This is a genomic window from Streptomyces sp. NPDC101132 (assembly GCF_044759225.1).
Lineage (GTDB): Bacteria > Actinomycetota > Actinomycetes > Streptomycetales > Streptomycetaceae > Streptomyces.
Map to the genome: position 1 here is coordinate 291,540 of NZ_JBIVYX010000007.1, position 21,576 is coordinate 313,115.

At 70.5% G+C, this 21,576-nt stretch carries 17 protein-coding genes; 13 read left to right on the top strand and 4 right to left on the bottom strand.

The annotated features are described in order from the left end of the window. Positions 1 to 84: 84 nt before the first annotated feature. Positions 85 to 960 carry a catalase gene (locus tag ACIQUR_RS18560; RefSeq protein WP_403665289.1) on the bottom strand — a complete coding sequence of 292 codons (876 nt, stop codon included), beginning with the start codon at positions 958 to 960 and terminating at the stop codon, positions 85 to 87. Positions 961 to 1,093: 133 nt separating this feature from the next. Between ACIQUR_RS18560 and ACIQUR_RS18565 the strand changes: the two genes are divergently transcribed. The 13 genes from ACIQUR_RS18565 (at position 1,094) to ACIQUR_RS18625 (ending at position 16,986) form a co-directional block, all read left to right on the top strand. Next, positions 1,094 to 3,796, top strand: coding sequence for an AAA family ATPase (locus tag ACIQUR_RS18565; RefSeq protein ID WP_403665291.1), 2,703 nt, complete (start codon positions 1,094 to 1,096; stop codon positions 3,794 to 3,796). A 78-nt stretch (positions 3,797 to 3,874) separates the two neighbouring features. Beyond that, complete coding sequence (locus ACIQUR_RS18570) at positions 3,875 to 5,380, top strand: GMC family oxidoreductase (protein WP_403665293.1); 1,506 nt, start codon at positions 3,875 to 3,877, stop codon at positions 5,378 to 5,380. Positions 5,381 to 5,589: 209 nt separating this feature from the next. Beyond that, the gene (locus ACIQUR_RS18575) at positions 5,590 to 7,113 is read left to right on the top strand and encodes a GMC family oxidoreductase (RefSeq protein ID WP_403665295.1); all 1,524 of its coding nucleotides are present in this window, start codon (positions 5,590 to 5,592) and stop codon (positions 7,111 to 7,113) included. Positions 7,114 to 7,267: 154 nt separating this feature from the next. Beyond that, positions 7,268 to 8,359: an NAD(P)-dependent alcohol dehydrogenase gene (locus ACIQUR_RS18580; RefSeq protein WP_403665297.1), complete on the top strand. Its 1,092-nt coding sequence runs from the start codon at positions 7,268 to 7,270 to the stop codon at positions 8,357 to 8,359. A 429-nt stretch (positions 8,360 to 8,788) separates the two neighbouring features. Next, positions 8,789 to 9,418, top strand: coding sequence for a peptide deformylase (gene def / locus ACIQUR_RS18585; RefSeq protein WP_403665299.1), 630 nt, complete (start codon positions 8,789 to 8,791; stop codon positions 9,416 to 9,418). 194 nt (positions 9,419 to 9,612) lie between these two features. After that, positions 9,613 to 10,395, top strand: coding sequence for a phosphatase PAP2 family protein (locus ACIQUR_RS18590; RefSeq protein WP_403665301.1), 783 nt, complete (start codon positions 9,613 to 9,615; stop codon positions 10,393 to 10,395). 130 nt (positions 10,396 to 10,525) lie between these two features. Further along, complete coding sequence (locus tag ACIQUR_RS18595) at positions 10,526 to 11,380, top strand: alpha/beta fold hydrolase (protein ID WP_403665303.1); 855 nt, start codon at positions 10,526 to 10,528, stop codon at positions 11,378 to 11,380. Positions 11,381 to 11,484: 104 nt separating this feature from the next. Next, positions 11,485 to 12,063 (top strand): NADPH-dependent FMN reductase, encoded by a 579-nt coding sequence (locus ACIQUR_RS18600; RefSeq protein ID WP_403665305.1) that lies wholly within the window; start codon positions 11,485 to 11,487, stop codon positions 12,061 to 12,063. 271 nt (positions 12,064 to 12,334) lie between these two features. Further along, positions 12,335 to 13,756, top strand: a complete 1,422-nt coding sequence (locus tag ACIQUR_RS18605; RefSeq protein WP_403665307.1) for an aldehyde dehydrogenase family protein — start codon at positions 12,335 to 12,337, stop codon at positions 13,754 to 13,756. Between the two features lie 42 nt (positions 13,757 to 13,798). Beyond that, a complete protein-coding gene (locus ACIQUR_RS18610; protein WP_403665309.1) occupies positions 13,799 to 14,398 on the top strand; it encodes an antibiotic biosynthesis monooxygenase in 600 nt (199 codons plus the stop codon). Next, a complete protein-coding gene (locus tag ACIQUR_RS18615; RefSeq protein WP_403665311.1) occupies positions 14,395 to 15,033 on the top strand; it encodes an NADPH-dependent F420 reductase in 639 nt (212 codons plus the stop codon). Before ACIQUR_RS18610 ends, ACIQUR_RS18615 begins: the two co-directional genes overlap by 4 nt. 53 nt (positions 15,034 to 15,086) lie before the next feature. Further along, positions 15,087 to 15,575, top strand: coding sequence for a nuclear transport factor 2 family protein (locus ACIQUR_RS18620; RefSeq protein ID WP_403665313.1), 489 nt, complete (start codon positions 15,087 to 15,089; stop codon positions 15,573 to 15,575). Between the two features lie 580 nt (positions 15,576 to 16,155). After that, entirely contained in the window at positions 16,156 to 16,986 is an 831-nt protein-coding gene (locus tag ACIQUR_RS18625) for an IS5 family transposase (RefSeq protein WP_403665315.1), read from the top strand. Here the strand turns inward: ACIQUR_RS18625 and ACIQUR_RS18630 are convergent. The 3 genes from ACIQUR_RS18630 to ACIQUR_RS18640 all read right to left on the bottom strand — a co-directional run bounded on the left by ACIQUR_RS18630 (position 16,904) and on the right by ACIQUR_RS18640 (position 21,433). Beyond that, complete coding sequence (locus ACIQUR_RS18630) at positions 16,904 to 17,470, bottom strand: hypothetical protein (protein WP_403665317.1); 567 nt, start codon at positions 17,468 to 17,470, stop codon at positions 16,904 to 16,906. The two genes, ACIQUR_RS18625 and ACIQUR_RS18630, sit on opposite strands and share 83 nt — an antisense overlap. Positions 17,471 to 17,872: 402 nt before the next feature. Next, positions 17,873 to 19,204, bottom strand: a complete 1,332-nt coding sequence (locus ACIQUR_RS18635) for a class I SAM-dependent RNA methyltransferase (protein ID WP_403665319.1) — start codon at positions 19,202 to 19,204, stop codon at positions 17,873 to 17,875. A gap of 180 nt (positions 19,205 to 19,384) precedes the next feature. Next, positions 19,385 to 21,433 (bottom strand): APC family permease, encoded by a 2,049-nt coding sequence (locus ACIQUR_RS18640; RefSeq protein WP_403665321.1) that lies wholly within the window; start codon positions 21,431 to 21,433, stop codon positions 19,385 to 19,387. Positions 21,434 to 21,576: the final 143 nt, after the last annotated feature.

The window sequence follows — 21,576 nt, forward strand, 5'->3', positions numbered from 1 at the left end:
TGAACCTTGCGATGTCGTCGGCCGAGACCACGGCCATGAGGGAGCAGTACGACGGGAGTCGTGCAGCAGGGGCGGCCCATCGGTTCAGCCGCGTCGGCGGCGCTGCGCAGCCAGGTAGGCGGCGCTGCGGTCTCTCGCCAGCCGGTCGAGTGGGGCGGCGATGCCCTGCGGCAGGCGCAGCGGATCGAAACCGGGCTCCGAGGCGGGGACCTCCGCCCGTTCGAGGGTCAGGGTGCCCAGCGTCACCGACTGCTCCGAGGACCACGGACGGGTGGGGTCGTGTACCTCGTCCTGGGCGGCCGGGAGGTGGGCCACGAGGGCGAAGCGAGCAGGCAGTTCGGCGTGCAGCCCGGCACGGAGATAGTCCCGCGGCCGGCTGCGGGACTCCTCGGGGGTCAGCGGCTGCGCCGCGCGGAGCGGTCGCCAGCTCAGCCGGGCCCACAGGGTCGTACCGGTCGGGTCCAGCAGGCCGAACGCATGCACCGAGTGGTACGTCAGGCCCGTGAAGCTCGCTGCAGGGCGGGCTTGCCGGGCCAGGTCGAGGGCGACGGCCGCCTCGGGGTGGCGGGCCACGTACGCGGGTACGGCCGACGCCGGGTCCGGGGAGTTGGCGGCCCGGAGGAACTCGACCATGTCCGCGCCGGTGCGTGCGAAGAAGACCGGGAGGGTGAACATCACGAGGTCGAGGTCGCCGATCCGGGCGGCCATGCCGTGGTCCGACGGGTCCCCGTCGTGTCCGTGTGCGCCTCCGAGTGTGCTGGAGAAGCGGACCGTGGCAGGGGTCCTGGACACGGCGAAGATCTCAGCCGCACTCAGGGAGGCGGCGATCTCCGACGGAGTGAAGGCACCCGCCGCCCAGGCGCCTCGGGTGTGCAGGAGACGGTCGCTCGGGTCGGCGCCGGTCGCCGAGGCGACCTGGTCGGCGAGCCGGGCGCCGTCTTCGAAGGAATGACTGCTCATGGCGGTGACGGTAGGCGGCCCGGCCGGACGGGCGCATCGGTCACCGTATCGGTCGCACATGAAACTGCGACCTCCTCTTCGCTCGCGAGGGGAAGCACGTGTGATGTACGGGGAAGAAGCGGGGAGCACGGAAGTGAATCTGTACGGACGGGATCGAGAGCGGCAGGAGCTCGACCGACTTCTGGAGGAGGCACGGCGGGGAAACGGATCGGCCCTCGTACTTTGGGGAGATCCAGGCATCGGAAAGACGGCGTTGCTCGAGTACGCCGCCGCACAAACGACCGGCTTCACCGTCCTGGGCTGCCGGGGCAGCCGGATGGAGTCCAGACTGGCCTTCGCCGCCCTGCACGGGCTGCTGTGGCCACTGGTCGACCGGATCGGCACGCTTCCGAAGCCGCAGGCCGACGCGCTTCGCGGGGCCCTGGGACACACCCAGCACGCGACCGACCAATTCCTGATCGGCGTGGCGACCCTCACCTTGCTGACAGAGCTCGCGGCTGAGGAACCCTTGCTGATCACCGTGGACGACACGGACCAGTTGGACGAGCCGACTGCGGCGTGCCTGGCCTTCGTCGCCCGACGGCTGGACACATCACGGGTGGCCATGCTGCTCGCAGCCCACAGCGATCCGGCGGCCGAAGGCCCCTGGGAGGGCCTGCGAGCGATCGGCCTGGCCCCGATCTGTGACGCCGACGCGGAGCGGCTGGTCCGCACCGAACGTCCGACGGCACCCGAGGAGACCGTGCGCCGTACCGTCGCGGCCGCCTGCGGAAACCCGCTGGCACTCCGGGAACTGCCGACCCTCACGGCCGGCCCGGGGGCGCGGCTTCCCGTCGGCCCCCTACTGCGCCGCGCCTTCGGGAGCCGCACCTCGCTGCTCTCCCCCGGTGCTCGGTCTCTGATGCTCGCCGCGGCCGCGGAGGACCGCGGCGATCAGCACCTGGTGCGCGCCGCGGCGGCGACGCTCGGGGCCGGCGCGGCGGCCTGGGACGAGGTACTGCGGTCGGGGTTTCTCTCCCTCCAGGGCGCCTCGCTCCGGTTCAAGGCACCGCTGGTCGGAGCCGTCGTGTACGACGCGGCCTCCTTCGCCGAACGCCAGGCGGCCCACAGGGCCCTGGCCCAGGCACTCGAGCGGGACGCCGCCGAGGAGGGACTGCGGGCCTGGCACCTGGCAGCGGCCACCGACGTGGCCGACGAAGCGGTGGCGGAACTGCTGGAACGCACCGCACGCCATGACGCGGCCTCCGGCGGCAACGCATCGGCTGTCCGAGCGCTGCTCCGGGCCTCCGAGCTGTCGCCCGACCCCGTGAACGCGGCCCGCCGCTTGTCCCTCGGGGCCCTCGCGGCCTGGGAGTGCGGGCAGATGGCCAGGGCTCGGGATCTGCTGGACCAGGCGGGTCGGCTGGCGCCCACGCAGACAGTGGCGGAGGACAGCGGCGGTCTGAGCGGCCTCATCGAGTTCGCTCACGGTGACCAGGAAGTCGCGCACCGACTGTTGCTGCGCGACGCGAGTTCGGTGTCGGACCGTACCAGGGCCATGGAACTGGCCTGCCTGGCGGTGCGGGCCGGCTGGGCCGCGGGATCCCCCGACCGGCAAGCCGCGGCTTTGCGCCGGTTGTCGGAGCTGACGTGCGGGGCGGACACGCCGGAGGCGAGCGTCCTGTCCGCTCTCGCTCCGTGGTGGAGCGACGCCGAAGCGGTGCCGCCCTTCGCGGAGGACGTCACGGCTCCTCTTGGCACGGTGTCATGGCGGTTGATGCCACCCGCACCGCTCGCCGCGGCGTGGGGTGCCGAGCGGGCGGTCTCCGACGTGCTCGGCCGCAAACTGGAGGTGATGCGTTGCACGGACGCGACGAACGCCCTCGTCCTGACGGTGCCGCAGACAGCCACCCTGGACATCATCACGGGTCGCTGGAGCCAGGCCCGCGCCAGCGCCACCGAGACACTGCGGCTGGCCGAGGAGATAGGCGCCGACCACGCCGCCTCGCAGTGCCGCAACTCCCTGGGCTGGCTGGCCGCACTGAGCGGTGACGAAAAGGAGGTTGCCGAACTCAGCGCTGTCACCCTGCAGCTGTCGGTGCCACGGCGCGTGCGTGCGCTGACCGCCGCCGCCTACTGGAACCAGGGCCAGGCCGCCCTGTTCGCCGGGCGCGCCGAAGAGGCGCTCGAATTCCTGGTCCGGCTGACCGAACCCGGTCATGACGCGGCCCACGGCACCTTCGCGCTGCTCGCCGCTGCCGACACGGTGGAAGCGGCCGTCCGGGCCGGTCGTCCAGAGGTCGGCGAGGCCGCCGCCGAAATCCTCGGTTCCTGGGCCCGGCGCGCGGGCGTGCCCTGGGCCGTTGCTGCGGCGCACCGCAGCACGGCGTTGCTCAGCGGCGACCGGGCAGAGGAGTGGTTCGAGCGGGCGCTCCGCGTGCCCGGGGCCGCCGACCGGCCGTTCTGGCACTCCCGCACCCGTCTGCTCTACGGGGAGTGGCTGCGCCGTGCGAAGCGGCGCACCGAGGCACGGCTGCATCTCGCCGAGGCCGCCGAGACCTTCGCCCGACTCGGCGCCCAGCCGATGCTCGTACGGGCACGCAGTGAAATGGAGCTGACAGGGTTCCAGCCGAGGCCCGTCGGCGTGGCCGAGGAGTCCGTGCTGACACCTCAGGAGCTGCGGGTGGCCAAGCTCGCCGCAGGGGGCCTCACCAACAAGGAGATCGCCTGCCACCTGATGATCAGTCCCCGCACCGTGGGCCACCACCTGTCCAACGTGTTCCCGAAACTTGGGGTCGTTGCCCGCTCGGAGCTGGCCCGCGTCGATTTCGACAACGGGCTGCGGATGATCGCGTGAGAGCACGGCCGGTCGCCGCTCATCTGACGGATACGGTGACCGATGCCGGGACGCGCGCACCTGCATAGCGTCGTCGGCATGAACGACGCAGCCTTCACCACCATCGTCGTCGGAGGCGGCTCCGCCGGAGCCGTCCTCGCGACCCGCCTCACCGAGAGCCCCGACCGCCGCGTGCTCCTGCTGGAGGCCGGCCCCGCCTACGCACCGGACGCCTACCCCGCAGGGGTGGCCGACAGCGGCACGCTCGGCGGCTGGACCGGGCACGACTGGGGCTACCGGTCCGAGCCCGGATTCATCGGCCACCCCGTCGACGCCTTCCGCGGCAAGGTCCTCGGTGGCAGCTCGGCTGTGAACGGCTCCGTCGCGGTGCGATCCCTGCCCTCGGACTTCGCCCGCTGGTCGGAGCGCGGTCTCAAGGGGTGGACCTACGAGGACCTCCTGCCCGCGTTCAAGACGCTGGAGGCCACCGAAGCCGGCGACGACGAACTGCACGGCCGCTCGGGTCCGCTCCCCGTCTCCCAACTCACGCGCGACGACCTCAGCACCATGCAGCGCGCCTTCGTCGACGCTGCGCTGGCCGACGGCATCCGGCCCACCGACGACTTCAACGGCGCCGACCCGCACGGCGTGGGACCGTACCCGATGAACGCGCGCGACGGCGTGCGCGTGAACACCGGCATGGCCTACCTGACCGAGGAAGTCCGTTCCCGGTCCAACCTGACGATCCGTGCCGGCGTCCTCGTCGACCGCGTGCTCTTCGACGGCGCGAGCGCGACGGGCGTGCTCCTCGCCGACGGCACCGAACTGCGCGCCGCCGAGGTGATCCTCAGCGCGGGCGCCTACGGCAGCGCGGCGATCCTGCTGCGATCCGGCATAGGTCCGGCAGACGACCTGCGCGCGCTGGACATTCCGGTGATCGCCGATCTCCCGGTGGGCCTGAACCTCCAGGACCACCCCTTCTACTACAACGCCTACGCCGCCGATCCCGATCTGATCGGCGAGCAGACGCCTGTGATCGGCGCCAAGTCGTGGACGGCCAGCTCGACCGCAGCCGCGGGCGAACTGGATCTCCACATTACCGCGACGCACCTGTTCGACCACTCCACGAGCCCGACCGGTGTCGGCTTCGTGCTCGCCGTCGCCCTGGTCCGCCCCCGGTCCCGTGGCACCCTCACCCTGGTCAGCAGGGATCCGGCGGAGGCTCCCAGGATCGACCTCAATTTCCTCGCCGAACCGGAGGACCGCCGCCGGCTCCTCGAAGGCGTCAAGCTCGCCCGCCGGCTCGGGGCCACCGAACCTCTGGCCGGGTTGGTCGAGCGTGAGCTCAACCCTGGCCCTCAGGCGAAGGACGACACCGAGATCCTGGCCTCCGTACTGACCACCCTGGACACGTACCACCACCCGACGTCCACGGCTCCGATGGGAGGCGAGGGCGACCCGGCGGCCGTCGCAGACCGGCTCGGCGCGGTGCGCGGAGTGCCCGGCCTGCGGGTGGTCGACGCATCGATCTTCCCCGACGTCCCCTCCGCCGCCACGAACCTCACGGTCATCGCCGCGGCGGAGCACATCGCCCGTCAGATCTGAGCCGGCGCCGGACTACGGCCGCTCCCCTGGCGTGGCCGGCCGTAGTCCGGTCTCCGACCGGGCCCGGCCACCGCAGGCCGAGCGACGGATCACGTGACGGATGCGGCGCGCGCCCCGCACGGACCCAGTGGTGCCGTGCCGACCGGACAGGTCCGGCCGACGGCTCCCTGACCCGGTCCGACAGGCATTCCTGAAACAAGAGGACAGCAATGAGCACCAACGAGTTCGACAACATCGTCGTGGGCGCCGGTTCGGCCGGCGCGGTGATCGCACGGCGCCTGGTGGACGCGGGCCGCAGGGTCCTCCTCCTGGAGGCGGGCCCCGTGGACGACACCGAGGCCATCCACGACCCCACCGGCTCGATCCAGCTGTGGAACAGCGCCTGGGACTGGGCTTTCCAGACCGAGCCGCAGACCTACGCGGACGGCCGCCGGCTCCCCTGGCCGCGCGGCAAGGGACTGGGCGGTTCCAGCTCGTTCAACGGCATGATCTACGTCCGGGGCGCCGCGGCGGACTACGACTCCTGGGCGTACCAGGGTGCGGCGGGCTGGTCCTGGCAGGACGTCGAGCCCTACTTCCGCCGACTGGAGGCTTTCGAGGGAGGTGCGGCAGGAGGGCGCGGAACGGCCGGACCGCTACACGTCCAGCGCAACCCCGGGCCCGACGCACTGGTGCGGTCGTGGGTCGAGGCGGCCCAGCAGTACGGTCTGCCGTTCAACGACAGCTACAACAGCGGCGACCAGTACGGAGTGAGCTACACCGAGCACACCATCAAGCACCACCGCCGCCAGTCGACGTGGGTGGCCTACGGCCGCCCGGTGCAGGACAGTCCTCTGCTCACCGTGACCACCGGCGCCCTGGTGACCCGGATCGTGTTCGACGGCGACCGCGCGACCGGCATCGCCTACGCCGTCGACGGCGAGGAGCGGATCGCCCGGGCCGTGGACGACGTGGTCCTTTCCGGCGGCGTCTTCGGCACCCCTCAGCTGCTGATGCTGTCGGGCATCGGCCCCGCCGACCACCTGCGTGACCTCGGGCTGCGGGTGCGGGCGGACCTGCCGGGGGTGGGTCAGAACCTGCAGGACCACTGGTCGGCTCCGCTGGTCTGGAAGTCCAGGCAGCCGCTGCCGGCATGGTCGGCACAGGGCCTGGAGGCCCACTACTTCGCCTCGACCCGTCCGGGCCTGCCTGCGCCCGACGTCCAGCCGCTCTTCCTGTCGTTCGCCTACCCCGTACCCGGAGCCGACCTGCCGGAGCACGGCTTCTCCGCCGTGGGCCAGCTGCTGCACCCGCACAGCCGCGGAGAGGTACGGCTGCGCTCCACCGACCCGACGGCCCCGCTGGTCCTGGACCCGAAGGTGTTCTCCGATCCTCGCGATCTGGAGACGCTGGTCGACAACCTCGAAATGCTCCGCGACATCGCCGCACAGGGCGCGCTCAAGGAATGGAACGACGGCGAGGTGCTGCCCGGTCCCGGGACGGCGACCCGTGCCCGGCTGCGCGACCACGTCCGTGCCACGGTCGTCTCCGGGCACCACCAGATCGGCACCGCCCGGATGGGTCTGGACTCCCTGTCCGTCGTCGACCCGGAACTGCGGGTCCACGGCGTGGAGAACCTCCGCGTCGCCGACGCCTCCGTCATGCCGCACGAGCCCAGCGGGAACACCAACGCCCCCAGCATCATGATCGGCGAGAAGGCCGCCGACCTGGTGCTCGGCCGCTCCGCGCGCTAGTCGATCACAGCAGGGGTGGTGCGGCCCCGCTCCGCCTCACCGGCCCTCACCACCCCTGCCGGTCCCTCCCGCGGTACCCGGACTCATACCGGGACCGCACTCCTGAGCCTGAGAATGCGAGCACATCGCCATGCCCACCTCGGTCACTGCCGCCGTGTCCCGAAACGCCGGTTCGGAATTCCTCATCGAGGAATTGACGCTCGACGACCCGCGCCCGGACGAGATCCTGGTCCGTTACGAGGCCGTCGGAATCTGCCACACGGACCTGGAGGCGGCCGCAGGCCACCTTCCCACTCCGCACCCGGTCGTTCTGGGACACGAGGGCGCCGGCACCGTAGAGGCAGTCGGCGCGGCCGTGACCGGTTTCGCACCCGGCGACCGCGTCGTACTGAGCCTGGACTCGTGCGGCACCTGCCGCAACTGCCTGGCGGGCCAACCGGCCTACTGCGAGCAGCACATCCCGCTCAACTTCCATGCCCGCCGCCCGGACGGCACGGTCGGCCTGCGTGACGTGGCGGCCCGCCCCGTCCACGACCACTTCTTCGGCCAGTCCTCCTTCGCCTCGCACGGCCTGGCCCACCCCCGGAGCCTGGTCAGGATCGCGGACGACAGCCTGCCGCTGAGCACGCTGGCCCCGCTCGGCTGCGGGATCATCACCGGCGCAGGAGCGGTCCTCAACTCCCTCCAGGTCCGGGCAGCGAGCACGGTGGCGGTCTTCGGTCTCGGCACCGTCGGCCTGGCCGCCCTGATGGCCGCCGTCGCAGCGGGCGCCACCCGCGTCATCGCGGTCGACCGCAAGCCCGAACGACTCCTGCTCGCCAAGCAGCTGGGCGCCACCGACGTGGTGGACGCCGCGACCGCTGACGCCGCCCAGGCCGTCATGGACCTCACGAACGGCCGCGGGGTGGACTACAGCGTGGAGTCAACGGGTGTCATTCCCGTGATGAACACCGCCGTCGCGGTCCTCGCGCCGCTCGGCACAGCCGCCGTCCTGGGAGTGGCCGCCCTGGACGCCGACCTCAACGCGAACGCCTTCGAACTCCTCAAGGGCCGCACCGTCACGGGCTCCGTGATGGGCCACCAGGCCCCGGGCGTCCTCATCCCCCGCCTGCTGGAACTGCACCGCCAGGGCCGCTTCCCCTTGGACCGCCTCATCAGCACCTACCCGCTGGCCGAGATCAACCAGGCCGTCGCCGACATCCAGGCCGGCACAGCGGTCAAAGCCGTCCTCACCCACCACGCGTAACCGTCGCCCGGCGCACCCAGCTCATGAACTGGTATTCCCACACCCGGCGTGCCCTGGCCCTGCACGCAGCCTCCGGAGGAGGCGACGAGCTTCCGCCCAACGTGGAAGCCGCCCGAACCGATCCGGCCGTCGCGGCCCTGGCCGGCCCCGCGCCGGAGACCGGGACCACCACCGACCACGGGCTCGACACCTCAGGCGGCGCCCTTCCCGTACGGGTCTACGAGCCGTACGGCAGAGGAAAGCCGGGCCGATGCCTGCAGGGATCGTCTACTTCCACGGCGGCGGATTCGTCGTGGGCGGACTCTACAGCCACCACGCCTGGGTGGCGGCGCCGGCCGCGATCATCAACTGCCGCCCGGTACGCCCGCTCCCGATTACACGTCGTCCTGCTCCGCCCGGCCTTTCCCCATCACAGAGGTACTCACCCGCATGCCCAGCTCCCCGTTCAAGCGCTCAGCCGTCGACCGTTCACTGCCGCCAGAGGCGATGGGCGGTGCCTACCGGCCGATCACCGAGACCGGCGATCCCGTGCTTCACCGGCGCTGTGCCGACGTGGTGGAGTTCGGGACGCCGTATCTGGCCCGACTGCTGCGGGACATGTACTTCACGATGCACGCCGCTCACGGAGCCGGTCTGGCGGCCAACCAAGTAGGCGTCGACCTCAGGCTCTTCGTCTACGACTGCCCGGACGAGGAAGGCACTCGGCGTATCGGCCACATCCTCAACCCCGAGCTCCGGCTCGCCGGTGACATCTGGAGTACGCGTGGTGAAGGCTGCCTGTCCGTCCCCGGCGCCCAGCAGGAGCTGAGGCGCCTGACGGAGGCCACCGTGCACGGGCAGGACTGGGAGGGAAACGCCGTCACCGTCCATGGCACCGGCCTGCTGGCACGCTGCCTCCAGCACGAGACAGACCACACCAACGGAACCCTGTACCTCGACCGCCTCGGCGTCGAAGCCCGCACCAGAGCGCTGCACCAGATGCGCAGGAACCGCGCCCGCACCGTCGCCGAGCGCGACGAGCGAGCCCGGCTGCTGGCCGCCCAGCCCCAGACCCGGTGACGGCTGATCCCCATGCGCGAGGGCGGATCCACTCCGCCCGCAGGCGACCGTTCCCCAACTACCGGACGGCTCCTCGACACCACAGCGGAGCAGTCCCACCAGCGAATCCGGAAACCACCATGGCACGACCGTGCAAGACCGCCGTCTCCCGTCCCACAGCCTTCTCACGTGCCCCCGTCGCCGCTGTCAGGGCCGTGTCGGGACCTCTCCTGGCATTCGCTGCCGTCTACCTCGTCGCGGTATGGACGCCGTTCGGACAGCGGGCGGAGAACGCACTGGTGGTCGGCTACGCCGACGGTGCGTGGATGGCCGACGCCTCCCAGTCCTGGGGGCCTCCGCCACTGATCCAGGACCTGGAGACCATCGCCGTGGGCCTGACCGCGATCGCCTCCATCGCCCTCGCCCGGAGGCGTTGGCTCGCCGGCTGTACGGCGATCGTGACCGTCCTCGCCACCATCGCCGCGTCACAGGTGCTCAAGAACGTTCTCCTCATCCGCCCGGACCTCGTGGGGGCGGACGACAACCTCGTCGAGGTGAGCTTTCCGAGCGGCCACGTGGCACTCACCGCCGCCCTCGTCGCAGGTGTCGCGCTCGTCGCCCCGGAGCGCTGGCGGCCCGCCCTCGCCGCCGTCGGTGCCGCCTGGCTCGCGTTGACCGCCGGAGCGGTCCAGGCACTTTACTGGCACCGGCCGAGCGACGTGTTCGGCGCAACACTCCTGGCCTGCGCGGGCTACCGTGCCGCCCACCGCTTCCTGCGCCCCGGCAGCAGACCGAGCATGCCCCGGCCTTTGGCGTGGACAGCGCTTCTCCCGGCCGTGGCGGCCGCCGCGACAGGCGCCGGCCGCGAGGGGACCGTAGCGGGCCCACTCGTGTTCGGCTCGGTCGCCTGGGTCTGCTCGGCCCTCCTGTGGATCGTCATCGCCCGCACCGAGGCGGCTCCGCCTCGGCACCCATGCCCCGCACCGCCACGGCGATGACAGCACGTCCGCGCGTTCCGCCGGACGCACCGCCCGTCCACAGCCTCCACACGACCGGGCCGATCGCGCTGACCCGGCGCACGGCCACCTCCGATGCGGCTCTTGCCGCACACACCCCATAAGGAATCACGTGAGCAAGCAGAAGCGGACTCGCCGCTCCGTCACCCTCGCCGCCGCATCCGCCGTCGTGGCGGCCGCCTCCGTGGCCTCCCTGCCCCTCGCATTCGCGGACGCGGATTCCGACGCGGACCTCGGCGCGGACAGGGCGGCGCCCAAGCCCACCGTCGTCCTGGTTCACGGGGCCTTCGCCGACGCCTCGGGCTGGAACGGCACCGCCGCCAGACTGCGCGACCAGGGCTTCACGGTACGGGCGGTGGCCAACCCCCTGCGGGGCCCGGACTACGACGCGGCCTACCTGCAGAGCCAGCTCCAGAGCGTCAAGGGCCCCAAGATCCTTGTCGGCCATTCGTACGGCGGCGCCGTCATCACCAACGCGGCCACCGCCATCCCCGACGTCAAGGCACTCGTGTACATCGCCGCGTTCATCCCGGAGAAAGGCGAGTCGCTCGGCGGGCTGATGGAGCAGCATCCCGACACGGGGGTCCCGCCCCTGCCGACGGCGCCATTCCCGTTCACCCGGCCCGACGGCACCAACGCCACCGAGGTCATGCTCGATCCCGCCAGGTTCCACGCCGCCTTCGCGGCCGACGTCCCGGCCGCGACATCCGCTCTGATGGCCGCCTCCCAGCGGCCGATCGCGGCGGAGGCTTTCGGTCAGCCGCTCAAGAACGCGGCGTGGAAGGGCATCCCGTCGTGGGCTCTGGTCGCCAGGAACGACCAGGCGATCGGCCCGTCTCTGGAACGCTTCATGGCCAAGCGTGCCGGCGCCCGTATCACCGAGGTCAACGGCTCGCACGCCGTCATGGTCAGCCGCCCCGACGCGGTCACGAACCTCGTCAAGCAGGCGTACCGAGCCACTCGCTGACACCGCCGCACCGCCACCGGCCAGCTCTTCTCTTCCGAACGGGCCCCCGCCGATCAGCGCAGGGCCCGCTCCCACCTCCAGGCACCACCGATCGGATCACCTCAATGCCCGTCAAGACGTTCCTCGCCATCTCCGGCAGCCTCCGCCGGTCCTCCCACAACACCGGCCTTCTGCGCGCCCTGCAGGCACTCGCACCGACCGGCGTCACCATCGACCTCTACCAGGGCCTGGACACCCTCCCCTTCTTCACCCAGGACCTGGAGAACGGGGCGGGACCGGCCGCCGTCGCAGATCTGCGCCGACGCGTACGCGAGGCGGACGGCGTCATCATCGCCACGCCCGAGTACAACTCCGCCATCCCCGGTGTGCTCATGAACGCCCTCGATTGGCTCTCCCGTCCCGCCGACGGCGACCCGGTACTGCGCGACAAGCCGACCGCCATCCTCGGCGCCTCCCCATCCCAGTTCGGCACCGCCCGTGGCCAGCTGGTCCTGCGCCAGATCCTCCACCGCATCCAGACTCCTGTCGTCGCCCATCCCGAGGTCACCGTCTTCCAGTCCCACCAGCGCTTCGCCGCCGACGGCACCTTCGCCGGGGACGACTTCACCGAGAGCCTCCTGAAGGCTCTGCTGGCGGAGCTGGTTCTGCTGACCGAGCGCAAGTCCCTGGTCGGCATCGCCTGACCCGCACCGTCGCCGGCCCCGCCCTGGCGGGGCCGGCCTGGGCACCCCACCGAGGTCCCCCCGGTCGTCATGACCGATACCGTGACCGATTTCGCGAGGCAGACACCGCCGTAATGTCGAAGCAGTCGGGGTTGTCGACCGACGAGCAGCTCTACTCGCCGAGCTCGTGGGACCCCCGCCCCGCGCTGACGGGACCTCATCGCCCACCGGAACCGCCCGCACGCTCCCCCACGCCGGAGCCTGCACCTCACACATGCAAGGACCCATCACCATGCAGCACGCCCGCAACTTCATCGACGGCCAGTGGGTCGACTCGGCCAAGCAGACCGAGTCCCTGAACCCCTCCACCGGCACGGTCCTCGGCACCTTCGCCGACGCAGGAGCGGAGGAGGCGACAGTAGCGATCGCCGCCGCGCGTCGTGCCTTCGACACCACCGGCTGGTCGCGTGACCGCAACCTGCGCGCCCGGGCGCTCTTCGAGATGGCCGACCGCTTGGCCGAGCGCCGTGACGAGTTCGTCACGATGCTCGCCCGTGAGAACGGCAAGATCCTCGAAGAGGCCGCCTTCGAGATCGATCTCACGATCCCCAAGCTCCGCTACTACGCCGCGCTCGCCCTGAGCGACCACGGCAGCTCGGCCGAGGTCCGTCCAGGCCTCTACTCCATGACGCTCCGCGAGGGCGCGGGGGTCGCCGCCGTCATCGCACCCTGGAACTCCCCCGTCGTCCTGGCCGTCCGCTCCTTCGCCCCTGCCCTGGCCGCCGGCTGTACCGTGGTCATGAAGCTTCCGGGCCAGACCGGTCTCGTCAACGGTCTGCTCAGCGAACTCGTCGCGCAGACCGAGAGCCTCCCGGCGGGCGTGGTGAACATCTTCACCGAGTCGGGCAACGATGGTGCGCCACTGCTGATCAGCTCGCCGGATGTGGACGTCATCAGTTACACCGGCTCCACCGTGGTGGGCCGCCTCATCGCCGCGAACGCCGCGCCCACCCTCAAGGCTCTCTCCCTGGAACTCGGCGGTAAGAGCCCGATGATCGTCTTCGACGATGCGGACCTGGACGCCGCCGTCCCGGTCCTCACGAAGGCCATCACCACCTTCACCGGCCAGTTCTGCATGACCGGCAGTCGCATCCTGGTCCAGAGCGGCATCGCGGACGAGCTCCGGCGCCGCATGGTCGCCTCGCTGCAGGCCGTGAAGGTCGGCCCCGGAGACGATCCGGCCAGCGGGATGGGCCCGCTCATCGACGAGCACAATGCCCGGCGCGTCGAGGGCGTCGTCGCCGACGCTGCCACGTACGCCAAGGTCCTCGTACACGGCCGACGCGACGGAGCGTTCCTTTCGCCCTCCCTGGTCGAGGTCGCCGACCTGAACGCCCCGATCGTGCAGCAGGAGGTGTTCGGACCCGTCGCCACCTTCGAGGTGTTCGACACCGAGGCGGAGGCCGTCACCCGGGCCAACGCCACCGAGTTCGGCCTGGCCGCCTCGATCTGGACCCGCGACGTCGACCGTCCGCTGCGTGTGGGACGCGAGCTCGAGGCCGGGACGGTGTGGACCAACACCTGGGCGATCGTTCACGACATGTTCGAGGAGGGCGGCTTCAAGCAGTCCGGTGTGGGCCGCCTGAACGGAGTGCGCGGCCTGGAGGAGTTCCAGGAGACCAAGCACTACGTCCACGCCGCGCCCCGCGCCTGAACAACGGCCGTGGCCCCGCCATCACATCCCATCAGGAGCCCCGTGAACGCCCCGGCCGAGAGCACCGTCCTCAGTTCACGCGGAGACAGGGCGCTGATCGCCGCCCGGATCGTCGAGCACGGCCACGAGGAAGCGTTTCAGCGGTGGGCACAGGACGTCCTGGCAGCAGCAGCCACCATTCCCGGCAACCTGGGCGGCGGCCTCTTCCGCCCGGTGGATGACGGCGGCTCCTGGGTCGTCGTCCACCGTTTCCGGGACCGCGAAGCGCTGGAACGCTGGCTCAAGTCTCCGGTGAGAGAGAAGCTGTTCACACACCAGGAGCATCACCACGAGGTCGCCCGCCGGGAACTGGCCGGCCTTGAGGCCTGGTTCGCCGAGCCCGGCGGGACGGCGCCTCCTCCGCCCCGGTGGAAGACGGCGGTGAGCTCCGCCATCGGAATCTTCCCGATCTCCCTGCTGGGCAGCGTGTACCTGGCCCCCTCCTTGACGGTGCTGCCGCAGGTGGCACGAACCGCCGTCTTCGCCCTGCTGTTCAGCGTGCTGATGACCTACGTGGCCATGCCCGCCGTCACCCGCGTGCTACGCCGCTGGCTCAACCCCGACACCCCGCCTCGTCCCGTACCGAAGGAACGCCTCTCATGACCACAGCCATCATCGGCACCGGCAACATCGGCGGCCGACTGGCCGCGAACCTCGTCCAGGGCGGCGAAGACGTCCTGATCGCTGGCAGCGACCTCAAGGCCGCGCAGTACCTCGCCACTTCGCTGGGCAGCCACGCCACGCCGCTGACGGTAGAGCAGGTGATGGAGCAAGCAGACGTGATCGTCTTCGCCGTCTGGCTGGACACGATCAAGGAGTTCATCACCCGGTACGGCGGCAAAATGTCCGGCAAGATCCTGGTCGACCCGTCCAACCCGATCGCACCAGACGGTGCCGGCGGCTTCGTCAAGACCATCGGAGCCGGAGAATCCTCCGGCCGGCTCCTGGCAGACCTCCTCCCAGAAGGCGCCAAGCTCGTCAAGGCGTTCGGCACCCTCTCGGCCGGAAGCCTGACCTCCGCCTCCCGCAGGTCGCCCGAACGCGCAGTCGGCTTCTACGCGACCGATGACGACGCAGCCGGCCGGGTGGTGGCCGAACTGATCACGGCCGCGGGCTTCGACCCCGTCAAGGTGGGAGGCATCGACGAGTCGATCCGCATCGAGGTCTTCGGCGACCTCCACGAGTACGGGGCGCTCGGCAAGGCCGTGACCCGCGACGAAGCGTGCGCAGCCCTGTGACGCCGACCACCTCGGCTCAACCCGGCAACCCCTCGATCTGAAAGAGCAAGCACATGACAGAGCCAAGGCCTCTCACCGCCACGGACCGGTTCGAGATCTTCGAACAGCTCACACTCCACCAGCGCTGCATCGACAACGACGCGAGCCGCGAGTCCGCCGACAAGTACGTGGACCTGTACTGGCCCGAGGCCACCTTCACCGTTCACGACCTGCGCAGCCAGACCTTCACCGGCCGCGACGAGCTGAAGAACCTCTACGACTACGCGCACAGCGTGTTCCCGCTGGAGAAGTGGTTCCACGAGGTCGGATGGTTCGAGATCACCGGCGCGGGGGACGTCGCCACCGTGTCATGGCGCTGGCGCGTCAACTGGAAGCAGGATGGCGAAGGGGTGGTGTCGAGCGGCACTTACCAGGATCGCTTCGAGCGCCGGAAGGGCGTGTGGAAGGTGATCGAGCGCGTCTCGGACATCGACCCCAACTGGCCCGCAGCACTCTTCCAGCCGTACGTCGACCGCCAGAACGAGCTGTTCAGGGCGTCCTGACCACCCACGAGACCCGAGGCCGCAGCGGCAAGACGGCCGCGGCCTTTCTCAGCCCCCGGCGCCGCGCGCCGGTGCACCCGTCGAGTATGGGAACCGAATCGAACCGAACCGAACGCCCGGGCGCCGTTGCGGCATACGGAGTCGGCAAGCGCCCTACGCGCTGGATCTGGCACATGCCTCCAGGACAGTCCCGACGCGAAGCAGCCGCGTGAAGCGACTCCGCAATAGCACGCGTGAAGGGCTCAGTCTCTCCAAGCGCACACCTGCGGCTGATGGGCGTCCCCGAACTGCGAGCTGACGGTCTCGGGCTCTGAGTGCGTTGTGGCAAACCGGATCTTGTTCGAGCGGCAGCAGGTGATCGTCTGGACTGAGGTTCGGGTGCGGCCGCGGGCATGAGAGAACGGGCCCCTTGGTAGTGACGCGGTTACGACACCAGCACGACCAAGGAAGCCCGTTGCCTGATCAGTTGAGCAGTACCACTGTGGCTGCGTCCACTGCGGTCACCCCTGGGTGTGACTGCTACGTGCACCGGTTCGGATCGATCGCTCCGCGACAGCGGGCAGGCTGCTATCCGAGTGACATGACGGACGCGGAGTGGGCCGAGGTCCGCTCCGCGATGCCGGTGCCGGCCTGGCTCCTGAAGCGGGGCGGGCGTCCGGAGGCGTACTGCCATCGCGAGATGCTCGACGCTGTGCGCTACCTGGTCGACAACGGCGTGAAGTGGATGGCCATGCCGGTCGACTTCCCGTACTGGCGGGCTGTCTACGACTTCTTCCGCCGCTGGCGGGCCTGCGACTACGTGCGTGAACTGCACGAACGCCTGCGCCGCACGGCGAGGGAACGCTCAGGCCGCAACACTGAGCCCAGCGCGGGAGTCATCGACAGTCAGTCCGTGGACGCCTCCGAGACCGTCGGCGAGGACAGTCGCGGATACGACGGCGGCAAGTCACGTGACGGGCGCAAGCGCCACATCCTGACCGATACCGAGGGCCTGCTCCTGGAGGTGACCGTGACCACGGCCGATGTGCACGACTCCAAAGCCGCCCCCGCACTGCTGGAGACGTATCTGGACCAGCCGGGCCGGCTGCTGAAGCTGGTGTGGGTCGACAGTGCCTACCAGGGCCCCGCACTGGCCGAGGCGTTCGCCCGTCACGGAGTGCGCGTCGAGGTCGTGCGCCGCTCCGACGGGCGCCGCGGATTTGTCGTGCCGGCCCGCAGGTGGGTGGTGGAGCGCACGCTGAGCTGGCTGTCGCGCTCACGCCGCCTCAACCGCGACCACGAACGACGCCCCGACCACCACACCCAGATGGTGTGGTGGGCCGCCGTGATCAGGCTGTCGAGGCGCCTGGCCGCAGACGCTCCGCGCTGGCCGGAGAAGCGTCCCGGCCGACCGCCCCGGGCGCGGGCATGAACCGTCCGTCCCTCGCCCGCACCAGCCAGCCCCGCTTCTCCAGCACATAGGCACGGTGACGGATCTTCTCCACCTCGTTCTTGATCTCCGCTTCCCGGCCCACCGCCCGCGTCAACTCCACCCCGTTCACCGGCCCCGAAGCAGCCACCACCGCGGCGAACACCTCCCGATACAGGCCGCCGAGCACCTCCTCACCCATGCCCGACCGCCACACCGGCGGCCGCTCGCCATGCCCCGCGCCGGGGCCGCCCGATCCCACGGCGGCAGCCATTTCACCACCAGACGGCACGGAAACCGGCGTATCCACCGGGCTCTCCTCGGCCAGCACCGACATGAGCTCCTCACGCCCCACCCGGGCCCGATCGACTCGCTCCCGCGCGGCATCCACCTCCGCCTGAGCCTGCTTCAGAACCTCCGTCCAGGACTCCAGATCCCGCCTCGCCCGCGCCTCACGCTGCTCCATCAACCCCAGCACCGACGGCATCGCACCCTCCTCAATCCACAACAAGCCGTCCGCTGCCTGCCCCTACCCCGTCGCGATCATGCCCCGCACACGAAGAAGCCCCTGCTCATCGAACAGGGACTCCCTTTGCCACAACGCACTGAGGCGGCCTCACCGGAGACCCAACCTGGCTTCACGGAACGTCACTACCGAGAGACGGATGGGGCTCGGGTGCCCAACAGCTCGAACCCGTGCTCCAGCCGCTTCAAAATTCCATCCGTCGCACAGGCAAGGGCTCCGCCCAGCAGCCGCGAACAGAGGTGACGGCCCATCAGAACGTACGCCGTTCGTGCGTCAAACGTGCGTCACGTGCGTCGAATATGCGTCAAGATATCGCACCTAACGCACGTAACGCCCATAACGCACACTCGGAGAAACGGCAGGTCAGCGGCCCTTTTCAATGGGCTCAAGGATCGCGACACACTCGACATGATGGGTCATCGGGAAGAGGTCGAATGCGCGGAGGGTGCGGGGCTTGTAGCCGGCCTCGCGGAAGTACGCCAGGTCGCGGGCCAGGGCGGCCGGGTCGCAGGCGACGTACGCGATGCGGCGGGCCGAGAGGGAGGCCAGGTGGCGGACCGTGGCCTTGCCGGCGCCGGCGCGCGGCGGGTCCAGGACGATCAGGTCGCACTCCGTGATGCGGGTGCGCGGCAGGACCTGCTCCACCTTGCCCTGCTCGATGCGGACCCGCGGGAAGTCCGCCAGGTTGTGCCGGGCGTCCTCCACCGCGCGCTTGCCCGACTCGATGCCGAGGACGGCACCCGTCTCGCCGATGCGCTCGGCCAGGGCGCCCGCGAAGATGCCCACCCCGCAGTACAGGTCCAGGGCCATCTCGCCCTTGCGCGGCATCAGGCCCTGCATCACGGCGCGGACCAGGGTGTCGGCGGCCTGGGGGTGGACCTGCCAGAAGCCGCCCATGCCGACCCGGTACGTGCGGCCGTCGGAGCGCTCGCGGACGAAGGGGCGGCCGTGGACGCGGTGGACGCCGCCGTCCTTCTCCTCCACGCGGAGGACGGAGACCGGCTTGTCGAGCTCGACGAGCGGGAGGCGGCCGCCGGGGCGCGGGGTCAGCACGACCTGGCGGTCCTGGGAGCCGGAGGCCGCGATGGCCTCGACGGTGGCCATGTCCGGCCAGGTGCGCTTCTCGATGCCGAGTTCGCTGACGCCGGGGGCCGCGATCATGCAGTGGTCGATGACCTCGACGTCGTGCGAGCGGTGCTTGCGCAGGCCCGCGCGGCCCTCCTCGTCGACGGCGTACTGGACGCGGGTGCGCCACTGCGGGACCTCGCCCGCGGGGAGCTTGTCGCCCTCGGCCGGCATGACGGTGCCGTCCCAGCCGGCCTCCTCGGGCGTCAGCCCGGCCAGCCGCTGCAGCTGCTCGGCGATGACCTCGCCCTTGAGGCGGCGCTGGGCACCGGGCTTGGCGTGCTGCCAGTCGCAGCCGCCGCACTTGCCGGGGCCGGCGTACGGGCAGGGGGCCTCGACCCGGTCCTTGGACGCCGTCACGACCTTCACCGCGTCCGCGCGCAGGAAACGGGAGTCCACGTCGCCCTCGGTCACCTTCGCGACGACCGTCTCGCCCGGGAGCGCATGGCGGACGAAGAGGACCCGGCCGTCCGCGGTGCGGGCGATGCAGTGGCCGCCGTGCGCGACGGGCCCGACCTCGACCTCGTACTCCTCCCCGACCAGTGACTGCTTCTCGTTCTGGTTCTGCATGGTGGGGAGTGCTCCAGGGTTCATGGGGTGGGTGGGGCGTGCGCGCGGTGTGCCGCGCACCGCCGTGAAGCATGTGCAATGCCGCCGGACGCGAGCCGGATGCGAGCCGGACACGGGCCGGACGCGACCCGTCAGTCTACGTCGGGTCGCGTCCGGTCCCCAACCGCGCGGGGCGCGGCCTCAGCCCTTGCCGCTCGGCTCCTTGCGGCGCGTGTCCACGGGGCCGCGGCGGACGGCGCCCGGGGCGCTCCACTCCTGCCGCTTCTTGGCCCGCTTCTTCGCCGCCTCGGAGGACTGGAGCTGGTACGGCACCGAGGTGACCATGACGCCCGGCGTGAACAGCAGGCGCCCCTTGAGCCGCAGCGCGCTCTGGTTGTGCAGCACGTGTTCGTACCAGTGGCCGACGACGTACTCGGGGATGTACACGCTGACCGCGTCGCGCGGGTTCTCGGTGCGCAGCCCCTTCACGTACTCGACCACCGGCCGGGTGATCTCGCGGTACGGCGAGTCGAGGATCTTGAGCGGTACGTCGATCCCGCGCCGCTCCCACTCCGCCTTCAGGGCACGGGTCTCGGCCGGGTCCACGCTGACGCTGAGGGCCTCCAGCTGGTTGGCGTGCAGCAGCTTCGCGTAGGCCAGGGCCCGCAGGGTCGGCTTGTGCAGCTTGGACACCAGCACGACCGAGTGCACGCGCGAGGGGCGCACGTACTCGTCGGGGCGCTCCTCGGCGGCGGCGATCTCGGCCGCGACCTTGTCGTAGTGGCGCCGGATCGCGGACATCGTCGCGTAGAAGATCAGCATGCCGAGCAGGGCGACCCAGGCGCCGTGCGTGAACTTCGTGGCCAGGACGACGACCAGCACGAGGCCGGTGAAGGTGGCGCCGAAGGCGTTGATGCCGCGCGAGCGGTGCATCCGGCGGCGGGCCGCAGGGTCCTGCTCGGACCGCAGGTGGCGGTTCCAGTGCCGGACCATGCCGATCTGGCTGAGCGTGAAGGAGACGAACACGCCGACGATGTAGAGCTGGATCAGCTTGGTCGAGTCGGCGTCGTAGATCCAGACCAGCAGTATGGCCGCGCCCGCCAGCAGCACGATGCCGTTGGAGAAGGCGAGCCGGTCGCCGCGGGTGTGCAGCTGGCGCGGCAGGTAGCGGTCCTGGGCGAGGATCGAGCCGAGCAGCGGGAAGCCGTTGTACGCGGTGTTCGCGGCCAGGAAGAGGACGAGCGCGGTGGCGGCGGCGAGCAGGATGAAGAGGAAGCTGCCGTCGCCGAAGACGGCCTCGGCGACCTGGGAGATCACCGGGTCCTGTACGTACTCGGGGCCGACCGGCACGCCGTTCACGAGCAGGTCCTCGGCCGGCTTCTCGGCCATCCGCACGTCGGTGGCCATGGCCAGGCCGATGATGCCGCAGAACATGGTGACGGCCAGGGCGCCCATGAGGGCGAGGGTGCTGGCGGCGTTCTTGCTCTTGGGCTTGCGGAAGGCGGGGACGCCGTTGCTGATGGCCTCGACGCCGGTGAGGGCCGCACAGCCGGAGGAGAAGGCGCGCAGCAGCAGGAAGACCAGGGCGAAACCGGCGATGCCCTGGTGCTCGGGCTTGATCTCGAAATCGGCCGTGGGGGCCTTCATCGTGTCGTCGAGGACGAGGCCGCGCCAGGCGCCCCAGGCGATCATCAGGAAGACGCCGGCGACGAACACGTAGGTCGGGATCGCGAAGAGCTTTCCCGACTCCTTCACGCCGCGCAGGTTCATCAGCGTCAACAGCAAGATCATTACGACCGCGCTGAGGACTTTGTGCTCGATGACGAAATGGACGGCGGAACCGAGATTCTCCACGCCGGAGGAGATGGAGACCGCGACGGTCAGCACGTAGTCCACGAGCAGGGCGCTGGCGACGGTGAGTCCGGCCTTCGGCCCGAGATTGGTGTTCGCGACCTCGTAGTCGCCGCCACCGCTGGGATACGCGTGGACGTTCTGCCGATACGACGCGACCACCGTGAACATCAGCACCACGACCGCGAGCGCGATCCAGGGGCTGAAGTGGTACGCCGACACGCCCGCGATGGAGAGGACGAGGAGCACCTCACCCGGGGCATATGCCACGGAGGAGAGCGGGTCGGACGCGAACACGGGGAGTGCGATGCGCTTCGGGAGGAGCGTTTCACCGAGGCGGTCGCTGCGCAGCGCCCGGCCGATCAGGATCCGTTTGGGCAGGTCGGTCAGTTTGGACACGGAGAGGATGTTAAGCGTTCGAAAAGAGCGCTGACCAACCACCACCCGAACCCCGCCCCAATTACGCACCACCACCGCACAAGAGGTCACACTGGTGACCGCCCGTGTGTAGCTTGGGCCATGGTCTGAGACCCTGTGAAGCC

Excerpts from the sequence above, each read along its gene's own strand:
- ACIQUR_RS18560 (WP_403665289.1), bottom strand. The coding sequence starts at position 960 with ATGAGCAGTCATTCCTTCGAAGACGGCGCCCGGCTCGCCGACCAGGTC.
- ACIQUR_RS18570 (WP_403665293.1), top strand. The coding sequence starts at position 3,875 with ATGAACGACGCAGCCTTCACCACCATCGTCGTCGGAGGCGGCTCCGCC.
- ACIQUR_RS18575 (WP_403665295.1), top strand. The coding sequence starts at position 5,590 with ATGAGCACCAACGAGTTCGACAACATCGTCGTGGGCGCCGGTTCGGCC.
- def (WP_403665299.1), top strand. The coding sequence starts at position 8,789 with ATGCCCAGCTCCCCGTTCAAGCGCTCAGCCGTCGACCGTTCACTGCCG.
- ACIQUR_RS18600 (WP_403665305.1), top strand. The coding sequence starts at position 11,485 with ATGCCCGTCAAGACGTTCCTCGCCATCTCCGGCAGCCTCCGCCGGTCC.
- ACIQUR_RS18605 (WP_403665307.1), top strand. The coding sequence starts at position 12,335 with ATGCAGCACGCCCGCAACTTCATCGACGGCCAGTGGGTCGACTCGGCC.
- ACIQUR_RS18615 (WP_403665311.1), top strand. The coding sequence starts at position 14,395 with ATGACCACAGCCATCATCGGCACCGGCAACATCGGCGGCCGACTGGCC.
- ACIQUR_RS18620 (WP_403665313.1), top strand. The coding sequence starts at position 15,087 with ATGACAGAGCCAAGGCCTCTCACCGCCACGGACCGGTTCGAGATCTTC.
- ACIQUR_RS18625 (WP_403665315.1), top strand. The coding sequence starts at position 16,156 with ATGACGGACGCGGAGTGGGCCGAGGTCCGCTCCGCGATGCCGGTGCCG.
- ACIQUR_RS18630 (WP_403665317.1), bottom strand. The coding sequence starts at position 17,470 with ATGCCGTCGGTGCTGGGGTTGATGGAGCAGCGTGAGGCGCGGGCGAGG.
- ACIQUR_RS18635 (WP_403665319.1), bottom strand. The coding sequence starts at position 19,204 with ATGCAGAACCAGAACGAGAAGCAGTCACTGGTCGGGGAGGAGTACGAG.